The 14,429-nt window shown below is 73.5% G+C and carries 12 protein-coding genes; 2 read left to right on the plus strand and 10 right to left on the minus strand.

Features of this window, described 5'->3' with window-relative positions:
- Positions 1 to 295: 295 nt before the first annotated feature.
- The 7 genes from R9X44_RS20550 to R9X44_RS20580 all read right to left on the minus strand — a co-directional run bounded on the left by R9X44_RS20550 (position 296) and on the right by R9X44_RS20580 (position 8,985).
- Positions 296 to 1,684, minus strand: coding sequence for an MFS transporter (locus R9X44_RS20550; RefSeq protein ID WP_319815840.1), 1,389 nt, complete (start codon positions 1,682 to 1,684; stop codon positions 296 to 298).
- A 454-nt stretch (positions 1,685 to 2,138) separates the two neighbouring features.
- On the minus strand, positions 2,139 to 3,716 hold the full coding sequence (locus R9X44_RS20555; protein WP_319815841.1) for an ABC transporter ATP-binding protein: 1,578 nt from the start codon (positions 3,714 to 3,716) through the stop codon (positions 2,139 to 2,141).
- Between the two features lie 406 nt (positions 3,717 to 4,122).
- Entirely contained in the window at positions 4,123 to 4,932 is an 810-nt protein-coding gene (locus tag R9X44_RS20560) for an ABC transporter permease (protein ID WP_319815842.1), read from the minus strand.
- Complete coding sequence (locus R9X44_RS20565) at positions 4,929 to 5,918, minus strand: ABC transporter permease (RefSeq protein WP_319815843.1); 990 nt, start codon at positions 5,916 to 5,918, stop codon at positions 4,929 to 4,931. The genes R9X44_RS20560 and R9X44_RS20565 overlap by 4 nt, the downstream gene beginning before the upstream one ends.
- Complete coding sequence (locus R9X44_RS20570; protein WP_319815844.1) at positions 5,903 to 7,525, minus strand: ABC transporter substrate-binding protein; 1,623 nt, start codon at positions 7,523 to 7,525, stop codon at positions 5,903 to 5,905. Before R9X44_RS20570 ends, R9X44_RS20565 begins: the two co-directional genes overlap by 16 nt.
- Before the next feature lie 44 nt (positions 7,526 to 7,569).
- A complete protein-coding gene (locus R9X44_RS20575) occupies positions 7,570 to 8,544 on the minus strand; it encodes an MsnO8 family LLM class oxidoreductase (RefSeq protein WP_319815845.1) in 975 nt (324 codons plus the stop codon).
- 195 nt (positions 8,545 to 8,739) lie between these two features.
- Complete coding sequence (locus R9X44_RS20580) at positions 8,740 to 8,985, minus strand: hypothetical protein (protein WP_319815846.1); 246 nt, start codon at positions 8,983 to 8,985, stop codon at positions 8,740 to 8,742.
- 327 nt (positions 8,986 to 9,312) lie between these two features.
- Between R9X44_RS20580 and R9X44_RS20585 the strand changes: the two genes are divergently transcribed.
- Positions 9,313 to 10,128 carry a GvpL/GvpF family gas vesicle protein gene (locus tag R9X44_RS20585; RefSeq protein WP_319815847.1) on the plus strand — a complete coding sequence of 272 codons (816 nt, stop codon included), beginning with the start codon at positions 9,313 to 9,315 and terminating at the stop codon, positions 10,126 to 10,128.
- A 3-nt stretch (positions 10,129 to 10,131) separates the two neighbouring features.
- Entirely contained in the window at positions 10,132 to 10,344 is a 213-nt protein-coding gene (locus tag R9X44_RS20590) for a gas vesicle protein GvpG (RefSeq protein WP_319815848.1), read from the plus strand.
- 3 nt (positions 10,345 to 10,347) lie between these two features.
- On the opposite strand, the gene R9X44_RS20595 is transcribed toward R9X44_RS20590, so the two are convergent.
- The 3 genes from R9X44_RS20595 to R9X44_RS20605 form a co-directional block, all read right to left on the minus strand.
- On the minus strand, positions 10,348 to 12,450 hold the full coding sequence (locus tag R9X44_RS20595) for an MMPL family transporter (RefSeq protein ID WP_319815849.1): 2,103 nt from the start codon (positions 12,448 to 12,450) through the stop codon (positions 10,348 to 10,350).
- Positions 12,451 to 12,561: 111 nt separating this feature from the next.
- Positions 12,562 to 13,245 carry a response regulator transcription factor gene (locus tag R9X44_RS20600; RefSeq protein ID WP_319815850.1) on the minus strand — a complete coding sequence of 228 codons (684 nt, stop codon included), beginning with the start codon at positions 13,243 to 13,245 and terminating at the stop codon, positions 12,562 to 12,564.
- Entirely contained in the window at positions 13,242 to 14,357 is a 1,116-nt protein-coding gene (locus R9X44_RS20605) for a sensor histidine kinase (RefSeq protein ID WP_319815851.1), read from the minus strand. Before R9X44_RS20605 ends, R9X44_RS20600 begins: the two co-directional genes overlap by 4 nt.
- Positions 14,358 to 14,429: the final 72 nt, after the last annotated feature.

Genomic DNA, 14,429 nt, shown 5'->3' on the forward strand with positions numbered 1-14,429 from the left:
TCCTGCACGGGTCCGGCGCGCCGATCGGCGCGGTCCTGGGTGCTGAGTGGTGGGGGTGGGGTGGGGGTGATTTGGGGGCTTGGGTGCTGGGGCTTGGGGGTGCTGAGTGATGGGGCGGGGGTAGGTGGGGCTGGCTGCTGGTTTTGGGGGTGGCTTGCTGCTGGTGTGTGTGGGAGGTGGGTGGGGGTGCGGTGGGGGCTTGGCTGCTGCTTGGGGGGCGGGGGTGGGAGTGCGGTGGGGGCTTGGCTGTTGGCTTGGGGGTGATGGGGGTGGGGGGTGGGGGTGGGGGTGGGGGTTAGGGGGTTGGGGGTTTTGGGGGGGTTAGGAGGAGGGTGGTTAGGGCTAGGAGGAGGAGGGGGGCGGACCAGGTGAAGACTGCGGAGATGGCTTGGGCGGGGGTGGGGGCTGAGGTGAAGGGGAGGAGGAGTAGGGCGAGGCCGAAGGAGCCGCCGAGGGTGAGGGCGGTTTGGAGGAGGGCCGCGGTGACGCCGGTGTATTCGGTGGGGGCCGTGGTGAGGACGATGAGGTTGAAGGGGACTATGGCGACGCCCACGCCGAGGCCCATGAGGATGAGGGGGGCGAGGATGCCTGTGGTGTAGGAGGTGTCGGCGGACAGGGCGGTGAGCCAGAGGACGCCTGCGAGGACCGGGAGGAGGCCGGTGATGCCGCGTAGGCGGAGGTTCACGCCGGACAGGCGGGGGTTGATGAGCTGGGTGCTGACGAGGAGGGCCGCGCCGAAGGGGAGGATCGCCAGGCCGCTGCGGAGCGGGTCGAAGCCGAGGGACTGCTGGAGGTACTGGACGAGGTAGACGAGGAAGCCGGTGAGGACCGCGGCGAGCAGGAGCAGGGCGATGAGGGCTCCGGCGCGGTCTCGTGAGGCGAAGACCCGCAGGGGAAGGAGCGGTTCCGCAGCGCGGGAGTCGACGACGGCGAGGGCGGCGAGCAGAACGGGGACGGCGGCGAAGGCCGTCAGGGAGGCCGGGGCGGTCCAGCCGTGTTCGGCTGCGTTGACGAGTCCGTAGACGCCCGCTGTGACGGCGCCGGTGACGAGGACGGCGGACGGAAGGCCAAGCGGGCGGGGTCTGGTCTCGGGGTCACGCAGGCCGAGGGCCCGGACGGCGACGGCGAGGAGCGCGAGGCCGACCGGCACGTTGACCAGGAGGCTCCACCGCCAGTCCCCCGCCCAGGTGAGGAGGCCGCCGAGGACCATGCCCGCGGACGCGCCGAGGCCCGTCACCGTCGAGTAGAGGCCGAAGGCGCGGGCCCGCTGGTCTTCCGCGGAGACCGCGGTGAGCAGGGCGAGCCCGGTGGGTCCGGCGAGCGCCGCGCCGGCGCCCTGGAGGGCGCGGCCCGCGATGAGGGTCTCGACGTTCGGGGCGAGCCCCGCGACGAGCGACGCGAGCACGACGAGGCCGACGCCGGACAGGAACACGCGGCGGTGGCCGACGACGTCGCCGAGCCGTCCCGCGACGAGGAGGAGGCCGCCGAAGGCGAGCAGGAACGCGTTCGGCACCCATGACGCGGCGGCGGCCGAAAGGTCGAGGTCGGCGCGCAGCGCGGGCAGGGCGACGTTCACGACCGTGCCGTCGAGCTGGAGCATGAACTCGGCGCCGACGATGGCGGCGAGGGCGAGGCCCCAACTGCCTGCCGCGCTCCCCGCGCCCCGTGTCGTTTCCGCGGTCATCGATCCTCCGGATTGTTGTGGCGAATTATGTCGAGGAAGCCTCAGGTTAATGTCCACGAGTCTAACCTGAGGCACCCTCAGGTGGTCAAACCAAGCTCCGAACGCGACCTCGCACTAGGTCGCTGATGCGACCTAGTGCGAGGTCGCGAGCGTGGCCGCGCATGGGATCCCTGACGTGGCCTCGGATGAGGTTCCCAACGTGGCGCGCGTGGAGTCCCTAACGTGGCCTCGGATGAGGTTCCTAACGTGGCGCGCGCGGAGTCCCTAACGTGGCCGCGCGTGGAGTCCCTAACGTGGCCGCGCGTGGAGTCCTGAGCGTGGCCGCGCGTGGAGTCCTGAGCGTGGCCGCGCGTGGAGTCCCTGACGTGGCCTCGCACAAGGTCCCAGGCGTGCCGCGCGTGGAGTCCGCGACGTTGGCCTCGCGAGGTGGTTGATGTGGCTTTGTGCGAGGTGCTCAGCGGGGTTTTGCGTGGAGTCTCGGGACTGCGGAGAGGAGGGCTTGGGTGTAGGGGTGGGCGGGGTTGGTGAGGATGTGGGGGGTGGGGCCGGCTTCTACGATGTGGCCGTTTTTCATGACGGCTACGTCGTCGGCGAGTCTTCGGATGACGCCGAGGTCGTGGGAGATCAGGACGAAGGCGACGGATCGGCGGCGGCGGATTTCGGCGAAGACCTCGAGGATCCGTGCCTGTACTGAGGCGTCGAGTGCGGAGACCGGCTCGTCGCAGATGATCACGTCGGGGTCGCAGGCCAGGGCGCGGGCGATGGCGAGTCTTTGGGCCTGCCCTCCGGAGAGTTCACGGCCGCGTCGGGAGAGGACGTCGGGGGTGAGGCCGACGCCGTCGAGCAGGGCGGCGCATCGGTCCGCGCGCTCGTCAGCGGGGACGCCGCCCGCGCGCAGGGGTTCTTCGAGGAGGCGTCGCGCGTTGTGCCGGGGGTCGAACGAGCCGAGCGGGTACTGGTAGACCATCTGGACGCGCCGTCGTGCCGCGCGCTTGTCCCTGCCGCGCATCGTCTCCCAGGGTCTCCCGTCGAGGCTGACGGTCCCGGAGTCGGGACGGGTGAGCCCGGCGAGGATCCGCCCGACTGTCGTCTTGCCCGACCCCGACTCCCCGACGATCCCGAGGACACGCCCCTCCCTGACGTCCAGGGAGACTCCGGCGACCGCGGTCATGACCCGCCCTCCCGGGGCCGGGAACGCCTTGACGAGGTCGCGCCCCCGCAGCACGGTCCGCGACGGCCCCGGCACGGCCTCCGCGCGCGGCCCGGAAGCCGCCCCCACGAGGGTCCGCGTGTAGGCGTGCGCGGGCTCTTCGAGGACGCGCCGCGCCGGTCCCTCCTCGACGAAGCGGCCTTCGCGCATGACGTGGACGTGGTCGGCGATCTCGGCGACGACGCCGAGGTCGTGCGTGATGAGCAGGATCGCGGTGCCCGCGTCGGCGCGGGCGCGCAGCAGGGCGAGGACCTGGCTCTGCACCGTCGCGTCGAGCGCGGTGGTGGGCTCGTCGGCGATGAGGAGGTCGGGGCGGGCGGCGAGGGCTGAGGCGAGGAGCGCGCGCTGGCGCAGTCCTCCGGACAGCTCGTGCGGGTACTGCCGCGCGCGTATCTCGGGCGACGGCACCCCGGCTTCCGACAGGAGCCGTTCCACCTCCGCCGCGACCCGCGCGGGCGGGACCGTGCGGTGCTCGCGCAGCGGCTCGGCGATCTCCGCGCCGACCCTGCGCAGCGGGTCGAGCGAGCCGAGCGCGTCCTGGAGGACGAATCCGATGCGGCGGCCTCGGACGGACCGCCAGCCGCGCGCGTCGAGCGCGCGCAGGTCACGTCCGGCGAAGGCGAGCGACGCGGCGCGGACCTCCGCGCGCGCCCCGGCGAGCCCGACGAGGCTGCGCGCGGTGACGCTCTTGCCCGACCCCGACTCCCCCACCACCGCGACGATCCGGCCCCGCCCGACGGTGAACGACACCCCCCGAACTGCCTCGACGGGCCCCGGAAACCGCACGGTGAGGTCCTTGACGTCCAACAGAGGTGCGCTCACCCCCGCCTCCCCGCAACGCCCGAACCCGACAGACGCCCGCGGAGTGCTTCGCCGGGCGCGGTGCGCGCCACCCGCGACGGTCTGACCGCACGCGGCATGAGAGCGACCCGCTGACCGGCCTCGGCGGACGCCGGGAAGCGCAGCGCGAAGTCGCGGCGGCTCGTCCCGCGCGCGGCGCGGGGAGGGGTGCCGATGAGGTCGGTGGACGGTCCTCGCCGTCGACGCGGCCCCTGGCACATCCGAGGCGCGCCGTCTGGAGCCGGTCGAACTTGTGCGCGCGGCCCGCCCTGGGCACTCGGACTGTGCAGAACAGGTTCAGACATCTGCCGGAGACGAAGCGCGCGTGGCGGGGAAAGGTGGGCGGGAGTTCTTGGTGGAGGCGTTGGTCGGCGGGCCGGGGTGGGGGTCATCGGGATCTTCCTGCGATGCGGCGTTGGAGGTCCTGACCGAGGGTGGTGATGGCCAGGACGGCGAGGGTGAGGGCCAGGCCGGGGAAGGCGGCGGGCCACCAGGCGACGGAGAGGGTGCGGCGGCTCGTGGCGAGCATCGCGCCCCATTCGGCGGTGGGCGGGCGCGGGCCGAGCCCGACGAAGCCCAGTGACGACCCCGCGACGATCATCGCGCCGAGTGACACGGTCGCGAGGGCGAGGACGGGGCCGAGCGCGTTGGGGACGACGTGCCTGAGCACCACCCGCGCGCGGGTCCATCCGAAGCCGTGCGCCGCCTCCACGAAGGGCGCGGCGCGCAGCCGCAGCACCTCCGCCCGCACCACCCGCGCGAACCCGGGCAGACCGACCAGCGAGAGCCCGACCATCGCCGGGAACGCGCCGGGCCCCAGGACGGCGACGACAAGGAAGACAAGCAGCAGCCACGGCACCGAGAGCAGCACCTCGAGTGACCTGCCGAGCACCTGGTCGGTGACCCTGCCGAGCTGGGCCGAGGCGACCCCGATGACGGTCCCGGCGAGCAGCGCCAGCGCGACGGAGCCCGCGCCGATGAGCAGTGACGGCCGTGCCCCGTACACGATGCGGGCCCACAGGTCGCGGCCGTTCTCGTCGGTGCCGAGCCAGTGCCCGGGGCCGGGGGGCGTGAACGTCGCGGAGAGGTCGGCGGCGTCGGGGTCGGCGGTGGTGAAAAGGCCGGGGACGGCGGCCATCCCGGCGAGGATCACCAGGCCCGCGACGGCGAGCCACAGGCCGGGCTTGAGCTTCCTCACAGCGCCTCAGTTCTGGTGCGGGGGTCGGCGAGCCAGGTGAGCACGTCGACCAGCATGGTGAACAGCACGAACACCACTGCCGACAGCAGCACGACGGCGACGACCACGGGCAGGTCCTTGTTCTGCACGGCCGACAGGACGAGCCTGCCGACGCCCTGCCGGGAGAAGACGATCTCGATGATCACCGCGCCGCCCAGCAGCGTGCCGCCGACCCAGCCGAGCAGGCCGGCGGCGGGCAGCACCGCGTGCCGCAGCACGTGCCGCACCTGCACGGCCGTCTCGCTGATCCCCCGCGTGCGCGCGGTGAGGACGAAGGGCTCGTCCAGCGCGCGCAGCATGCTCTCCCTGAGCACCCCGGTGATGAGCGCGACGGGTCCGGCGGCGAGCGCGATCGTCGGCAGGACGAGCCCGCTCGGCGAGGACGACCCGACGGCGGGGAACAGCGGCAGCGTGAACGAGAACGCGCTGAGCAGGATGAGCCCGAGCCAGAACGGCGGCACCGCGACGAGCAGGGCCTCCACCGCAGCGAACGCGCCGCGTACCAGGCGGCCCGCCCGCGCGCTTATGACGGCGAGTACCAGTGACGCCCCCACGGTGACGGCAGTGGTGGTCCCGAGCAGCGCGAGCGTGTGCGGGACCTGGACCGCGAGGACCTCGGTGACGGGTCTGCGCAGCACGTGGGACTCGCCGAAGTCGCCCCGGACCAGCCGGGAGAGGTAGGCGGCGTACTGCGCGCCGAGCCCGTCGTCAAGGCGGTAGTCGGCGATGAGCCTTGCGCGGATCTCCGGGGAGACGGTGGAACGGGCGAGGAGCACGTCGGCGGTGCTGCCCGGCATGATCCGCAGCAGGACGAACGTGGCGGTGGCCGCGCCCCACAGGACGGCGACCGCGCCGCCCGCCCGCACCAGCACGGGACGGACGAGCGCGGCGGCCGCCCCGGCGGGGGCGCCGTTCCCCGCCGGGGCGGTCTTCAGTGCGCGAGCCATATCTCGCCGAGGTTCACTGTGCCGTCGATGCCGAAGGAGACGCCTTCGACGCCGGCGCGGACGGTCAGGGACGACTGCGGCGTGTAGATCGGCAGCACCGCGGCGTCGTCGGTGACGCGCCGCTGGATCTCCCGGTAGACCCTGTCCCTTTCGTCCGGATCTGTGGCGCGCAGGGCGCGGACGAAATCCGCCTCGACGTCCGGGTTGTCGTAACGCGCCATGTTGTTGCTGATGCCGCGCTCGGGCGTCGGGATGTTCTCCGCGCCGAACAGGACGCGCAGGACGTCGGGTCCTGGCGCGGAGAAGCTCGTGTCGATGAGCTCGTAATCGCCGGAGAGGAGGCGTTCCACGAACTGCCCGCCGTCAAGGTTCTCCTCGACTATCTCGACGCCGAGTTCCTTCGCCGCGGCCTGGACCTGCACCGCGAGCGTCTCGATCGACGGGTCCGACCACATGTGCCGGAGCTTGAGCCGTTCGCCGGACTTGGTGCGGTATCCGGCGGAGTCGCGTCCGGTCCAGCCCGCCTCATCGAGCAGCCGGGCGGCGGCCGAGGGGTCGTGGGCGTAGGCGGGCGTGAGTGACGGGTCGAACGCGGGGGTCGTCTTGGACAGCACCCCTTCGGCCCCGGAGTAGACGCCGAAGAACACGTTCTTGACGATCTTGTGCCAGTCGACGCCCGCGCGCAGCGCCTTGCGCACCCTGACGTCGCTGAGCGGGCCCTTGGCGGTGTTCGGCCAGTAGCTGTAGTTCGCGCCCGGGTAGAGCACGGAGTGCACCTGGAATGCCGCGTCGTCCTTGAGTTCGCGCACGCTGGTCGGCGGGAGCGCGGTGACGGCGTCGACCTGGCCGCTGGTGAGCGCGCCCGCGCGGGCCGGGTCGTCGGGGACGATCTTCACCTCGACGCCGTCGAGCCGGGCGGGGCCCGCGCCTTCCGGGGCCCAGGCGTAGTCGGGGTTGCGGGTGTAGGTGATGCCCTGTTGCGGGACGAATCCGGCGTCGCTGCGGAACGGTCCCGAGCCGACGATCTTCGCGCAGAGCGCGGACGGGTCGCCCTTCAGCGTCGCCGGCGCGTGGATGCCGAGGTTCGGCGACGCGAGCGCGGCGAGGAACCCCGAGTCCGGCTCGCGCAAGGTGACCTCGACGGTCCCGGCGTCCACCGCCACCGACTTGGCGTACGCGCTGACGAGGCTCGCGGCCAGCAGGGACTTGGTCTTCGGGTCGACCACGTGGTCGAGGTTGGCGACGACGGCGGCGGCGTCGAAGGCCGTGCCGTCGGTGAAGGTGACGCCGTCGCGGAGCTTGAAGGTGTACTTCAGGCCGTCGTCGCTGACGGTCCAGCCCGTCGCGAGCCAGGGGTGCAGGCCGCCCTTGGCGTCCTGGTGGACCAGGGAGTCGAGGATCGGACGGGCCAGCAGCCTGCCGGACTGGGTGGGCGTCTGGTGCGGGTCAAGGCACTCGGGCTCCTTCTCCAGCGCGAGCCTGAGCACGCCGCCGTCGCGCGGCGCGCCGCCGCCGCCCGTCGTGCTGGGGCCGTCAGAGCATCCGGCGGCGAGGGCGAGCGCCGCGGCGACGCCCGTCGCCGCGATCCGCCGTCTTGTGGTCGTCATGTCGGGGGGTTCCTTGTTCTCTGTCGTGTTCCGGGGAGGTCTCGTCACAGGGCGGTGAGGAGCTTGGCGAGCAGTTCGTAGGAGCGGACCCGGGCCGTGTGGTCGGGGACCTGGGTGAGCGCGAAGAACTCGTCGGGCGCGGTCCGGGCGACCAGGTCGCCGAGGCGGGGGGCGATCGCGGCGGGCGAACCGACGAACTGGGGGTCGATCCGCTGCGTCGCGAACGCCTCCTCGGCCGGGGTGAACCGGTGGGCGGCCGCCTCGTCCTCGGTCGGCAGGAGGGTGTCGGGGTCGGCGGTGCGCATGCGGATCTGCCCGAGGACGAACGCGCGGGCCAGGCGGTGGGCGCGGGCGTCGTCGTCGGCGGCCACGACGATCGCCGCGACGCCCGCGTAGGGCTCGGCGAGGTCGGGCGACGGCGTGAACGCCGCGCGGTAGGCGGCAAGAGCCTCCTCCGCGCCTCCGGGGACGATGGCGTGCGCGTACACGTAGGGAAGTCCGAGCCTTCCGGCCGCGACGGCGCTCGACGCGCTCGATCCGACGAGCCACAGGCGCGGCGGCGTCTCGGGTTCCGGCACCGCGCGGACGCCGCCGTCGCCTCCGGCGAAGTACGCGCGCAGCTCGGCGATCTGCGCGGCGAAGGCGCCGCGCCGGGGGTCGCCCAACCGGGCTGCCGCCTGCGCCGATCCCCCTGTGGCCCGGCCGAGGCCGAGGTCGACGCGGCCGGGGTGCAGCGACGCCAGCACGCCGAACTGTTCTGCGATCGCGTAGGGCGCGTGGTTGGGCAGCAGGACGGCCCCCGACCCGACGGTCAGGGTCGAGGTCGCCGCGAGGATCTGCGCGGCGAGCACGGCGGGGGCCGACGTGGCGAGCGCGGGCGTCGCGTGGTGTTCGGCGACCCAGTAGCGCCGGTACCCCAGGGCCTCGACGGCCTTGGCCAGCTCGACGCTGCGCCACAGCGCCGCCCCGTTGGTGTCGCCCTGCCACACCGGCACCGTGTCGTGGACCGATACACGCACCCGAACCCCTCCATCCTGAGGCAACCTCATCTTGTCCGGCATCCAAGTCGAGGTATCCTCACTTTGTCAACCGGTTCGCTGGGAAATGCCGGAAGGGCCCCTCTCCGAGAGAGGAGCCCTTCCTGTGTTGTCCTAGGGTCGGGTTGCGCCTGACGCGCCGGTCAACCTGTGCGACCCCGCGTCAGACGGCACGGCTCAGTGCTTCCAGCCACCGTCGTGGTACCAGCCGCCGTGTCCGGGGCCGTCTCCACGCCAGTCGCCGTGTCCGTTCCAGGGACCATCACCCTGGTACCAGCCGTAGTCGCCGTGGTATCCGTGATCACCGTGGTATCCGTCGCCAGGGCCGTCTCCGGCCGAAGCGCCCGACGCCGCCGCGAAAAGCGCGCCGGCGGCCACGGCTCCCGCCGCGAGCGCCCTGCGCGCGATCGTGGAAGCCATCATTTTCGGTCCCTCCTCATCGTCGAGATGAGCGATCCGGAACTTCCACACTCGCACACATCGGCCGGGCGTGCTCCGGGACCGTCGTGCGCGCGCCACGCCTCCGGCACATCCCGCCCAAAGGACCTTCTCCCCCGAAGACCGCGTTTCCGGCGGCGTGCGCGGGGTCGTCATGTGCCGGGTGATCCACGGCCTGACGTTCACCGGACCGGTAAAACGTCTTCTTCATCGGGTTTGAACTCCGTTTCCGCCGGTGGAGCGGGCATAGCCTGAGGGAAACGACGCGGTCGCCGTCGTGGGGTCGCGCCGCCGCGAGAGGAGGCGTGACCGATGACCGCTCCGACGGACCCCGGGTCGTCCAACGGGGTCGGGCCCACGGACGCGGCGCGGGAGCCGCCGGTGGAGGACACCGCGTGCTACGTGTTCGGCGTGGTGCCGTCGGGGACGCGGCTTCCGGAGGATCTCGCGGGGCTCGACGGCGGTCCCGTGCGGCTCGTGGAGCACCGGGGCGTCGCGGCGGTGGTGGGCGGGATCGTCTCCCGTGGCCCGCTCGGCGCGCGTGACGAGCTCCTCGCGCACGAGGAGGTCGTGGCGGCCGCGGCCGAGGCGTCGGTGGTCCTTCCGTTCCCGTTCGGCGCGGTCGTCACCGCCGCCGACGCCGTCGCCGACCAGCTGCTCGCGCCGAACCACGGGTGGTACGCCGACGTCCTCGCCGACCTGCGGGGGCGGCGTGAGTTCGTCGTCACCGGCGAGTACGACGCGGACGCCCTGCTGCGCGAGATCATGGCCGAGCGGCCGGAGATCACCGACCTGCGCGCCGCGATCGGGGACCGGCCCGTGGAGGCGTCCTACCCCGAGCGCATCCAGCTCGGAGACGCCGTCGTGAGGGCGCTCGACGACAAGCGCGCGGCCGACACCGACGAGCTCGTCGGCGTGCTCGAGCCGTACGCGGTCGCCGTCGCGCTGCGCGAGTCGGCGGGCGACGCGGCCGCCGCCGACGCCGCCTTCCTCGTCCCCGATGAGGAGCGGCCCGCGTTCGAGGACGCGGTGGACCGCCTCGCCGCCCGCTGGACGGGACGTGTCGCGCTGCGGCTGTCCGGCCCGCTCGCGCCCTACGACTTCGTGCCCTTCCCCGAGGAGGTCTGAGCGATGGTGACCGGGCTGCTCGCCTACGGCATGCTGTGGCAGGCCGCCGTCCCGCCGGAGGAGGCGGTGCGGCGGCTCTTCGACCCCGCCGAGATCCGCAAGGAGCTCGCCGACCTCACCCGGGCGCGCGCCGCGGGCGAGCTCACCGACGAGGAGGCCGACGCGCTCGAACAGGCCCTCCGCGACAGGCTCGCCGGCCACGGCCGCGCGCCGTAGCCGTCAGGGCTTCTCGAGGTGGAGCCGGGGAAGGCGGGCGGCCAGCGGGCGCGGCAGCCACCAGGCGCGCTCCCCGAGCAGCTGCAACGCGGCGGGGACGATCAGGCAGCGGATCACCACCGCGTCGAGCAGGATCGCGACGGCCAGGCCCAGCCCGAACTGCTGGAGCATCCGGTCGGGGCTCATGAGGAACGCGCCGAACACCACGATCATGATCGCGGCCGCCGCGGTGATGACCCGGCCCGTCGCGGCGAGGCCGGTCCGGACGGCGAGGGCGTGGTCGCGGGTCTGCTCCCACTCCTCGTGTACGCGCGAGACAAGGAACACCTCGTAGTCCATGGAGAGCCCGAACACGATCGCGAAGATCATGACGGGGATGAACGCCTCCACAGGGCCCTCCTGCGCGCCGAACCAGCCGTTCTGGAACACCAGGACGACGACCCCGAGCGCCGCCGAGACCGACAGCAGGTTCAGCGCGGCCGCCTTCAGCGGGATCAGCACCGAGCGGAACACCAGCATCAGGAGCAGCGCCGACAAGCCGACGACGACCACGACGAACAGCGGCATCCGCTCGGCGACCGCGTCCGCGAAGTCACGCGCGGCGGCGGTCGGACCGCCGACGAGATAGCGCGCTCCGGTCTCGGCGCTCAGCGCGGGCAGCACGTCGGCGCGCAGGGCGTCGACGAGTTCGGCGGTCGCCGCGTCCTGCGGCGCGGTCGTGGGGAAGGCCAGGACCGTCGCGACCGAGCCGTCGCCCGAGGGCAGCACCTGCGTGGTCGCGGCGATCCCGTCGGTTCCGGCGAGCACCGCGCGCAGCCGCTCGGCGGCCTCCGCGCTCCCCTCGCTGACGACGGCGAGCGGCCCGGCGAACCCGGGCCCGAAACCCTCGGCCATCAGGTCGTAGGACTGGCGCGCGGTGCTGGCCGGGGGCCTTGTGCCCGCGTCGGCGAACCCGAGCCTGAGGTCGAACGCGGGGACCGACAGCGCGCCGAGCGCGGCCACCGCGACCACGAGGACGGGCCCGGGACGCCGCTGCACCGCCCCCGCGAACGCGTACCAGCGCGCTCCTTCGTTCCGGCCCTTGGCGTGCCTGCGCATGACCTGCCTCTGAATCCGTCCGCCGAAGAAGGCCAGCAGCGCGGGCAGCAGCGTCAATGACGCGGCCATCGTGACCAGGACGGTCAGCGCGACGGCCAGCGCCACCCCCTGGAGCGAGCCGAGCCCCAGCACCACGAGGCCGAGCATCGCGATGATGACCGTGCAGCCCGCGAAGAACACGGTACGGCCCGCCGCGTCCAGCGCCGCCCGGACGGCCTGGGGAGCGTCGCGTCCCCCGATCAGCTCGTGCCGGAACCGGTAGAAGATCAACAGCGCGTAGTCGACGCCGACGCCGAGCCCGACGAGCATCATGATCGGCGGCGTGAAGTCCGCGACGGTGAACGCGTGCGAGGCGAGCGTGATCAGGCCGACCGCGCCGCCGACCGCGAAGATCGCGGTCACCAGCGGCACCGCCGCGGCCAGCAGCGAGCCGAACAGCAGCACGAGGATCACCAGCGCGGCGAGCATGCCCGCGCCCTCGGCCGCCCCGCCCTCGGCCTCCTCGGCCCCGGCGACGGCGTCGCCGCCGAGCTCGATCCGCAGGTCCCCCGACGCGGCGGCGTGCGCGGCGTCGATGATCCGCCGGACGTCCTCCTTCGGCACGTGGGTGGCCTGCGCGTCGAGCGTCACCGTCGCGTAGCCGGTCGCGCCGTCGCGCGAGACGGTCAGCGCGTCGACCGCGGCGACGCGCGGCAGCGCCCCGACCTCGGCGAGCAGCGGCGCGGCGGCCTGCTCGGTGACGCCGCCCGGGTCGTGGAAGACGAGCTGGACGGCTGCGCCCGCCTGGGCCGCGCCGTGGTCGCGCATCAGGTCAAGGGCCGCCTGGGAGTCGGTCCCCGGCAGGGAGAAGTCGTTCTGCCAGGCCCCGCCGACATTCTGCGCCCCGACGGTGACGGCGGCGACGGTCACGAGCCACAGCAGGAGGGCGAGCCGGCGGCGGCGCTGCGCCCAGCCGCCGAGCCTGGCGAAACGGCCCTCGGCGGGCCGGGAGAGGGGTTCGGTGTCCATGCCGGGAAGCCTCCGGCCACGGCACGGCCCACCGCATCGGCCGGGGGGCGGCTTCCCGCCTACTCCCCCGGTCGCGTCCGGCTGGCCGCGCGTACTCCCCGGGTCGCGCGGTCAGCCGCCCAGCCAGCCGGGCCGCACGAGACCCGACTCGTACGCCAGGACGACGAGCTGCGACCTGTCCCGCACCGCGAGCTTGGTCATGATCCGGCTGACGTGCGTCTTGGCGGTCGCGGGGCTGAGCACGAGCCGCGCGGCGATCTCGTCGTTCGACAGCCCGCCCGCGACGAGGGCCATCACCTCGCGCTCCCGCCCGGTCAGCGCGTTCAGCCGTGGCCCGGGGGCGGGCGGCGCGGCGCGTCCGGCGAACTCAGCGACGAGCCTGCGGGTGACGCCAGGGGTGATCAGTGCGTCGCCCCGGTGCGCGACCCGGACCGCGTGGATCAACTCGTCCGGATCGGTGTCCTTCAGCAGGAACCCGGTCGCACCCGCGCGCAACGCCCCGTAGACGTAGTCGTCGAGGTCGAAGGTGGTGAGGATGACGATCCGCACGTCGGCGAGGCGCGGGTCGGCGGTGATGCGGCGGGCCGCCTCGATGCCGTCGGTCCCCGGCATCCGCACGTCCATGAGGACGACGTCGGGACGCAGCTCGCGGCACAGCGCCACGGCGGCGTCGCCGTCCCCCGCCTCGCCGACGACCGCAAGATCGTCCTCGTCCTGGAGTATCGACCGGAAACCCGCCCTGACCAGGCGCTGGTCATCGGCGAGCAGCACCCTGATCGGCTGGGACCCTGTCATCGGGACGCTCCGTTCCGGTGGGGAAGTCTCGCCAGGACGGCGAAGCCGCCGCGTGGGCCGGGTCCGGCGCGCAGCTCGCCGCCGAGCGCGTGGGCGCGCTCGCGCATGCCCCGGATGCCGCTGCCCGACGGGTCCGCCGGGCCGCCGCGTCCGTCGTCGGCGACCTCGACGGTGAGCGCGTCGGCGGCGCGGCCGATCCGGATCTCCACCCGGCGTGCCGCGGCGTGCCGGGTGACGTTGGTCAGCGACTCCTGGACGATCCGGTAGGCGGCGAGGCCGATCTCCGTCGGCGGCTCGTCGCCCTCGTCGACGCGCGCGGTGACGTCGAGTCCGGCGCGCCGGGCCGCCTGGACGAGGTCGCCGATCCCGCCGAGGCCGGGCGCGGGGGCCGTCGGCGCGGCCTCGCCCTGCTCGCGGAGCATCCCGAGCATCGCGCGCAGCTCACGCAGCGCCTCCCCGCTCGCTTCCCGGACCGCGCCCAGCGCCTCCTCGGCGCGCGCGGCGTCCTCCGGATGCCGGGACATGCGGCGCAGCGCGGCGGTGGACTGCACGTTGATCAGCGACAGATGGTGGCCGACGACGTCGTGCAGCTCGCGCGCGATCCGCAACCGCTCCTCGGTCGCCGCCCGCAGCTCGCGTTCGCGGCCGTAGCCCTGGCGGCTGTGCTTGAGCCAGCCGATCGCGACGACGGCGACGAGCCAGCCCGTCATCATGAACAGCGCGACCCGGTTGACGTCGCCGTTGCCGCGCAGGGTCCCCGCGGCGGTGAGGAGGAGCGTGACCAAGGTGAGCGCGATCGCCCAGTCAAGACGTCCTTCGGCGGCGACCCAGAACAGCGCGACGACCAGGGCGATGAGGAGGGGCCCGTCGGCAGTGCTGGTCAGGTAGTAGGCGGCGGTCGCCGCGAGCACGAACGCGGCGACCGCGACGGGCCTGCGCCGCACGACGCCGAGCGCCGCGCAGGCCGCGCCGATCAGCGTCCAGTCGAGGACGGTGATCGGCCACGGGTCGCGGGCGTCCGTCAGCGAGCGCAGGCTGCCCGTCGCGACCACCACGAGCACGATCGCGGCGACGATCCAGTCCCTCCCGACGCGCGGGATCATCTCGGCCATCCCCCAAGCCTAGGAACCCGCGGCGTGCGGCTCCTCCCCCGGACGTCGTGGGCGGCCTACGCCTCTAGGGGT

The organism is Actinocorallia sp. A-T 12471, from assembly GCF_033875155.1.
GTDB lineage: Bacteria > Actinomycetota > Actinomycetes > Streptosporangiales > Streptosporangiaceae > Actinocorallia.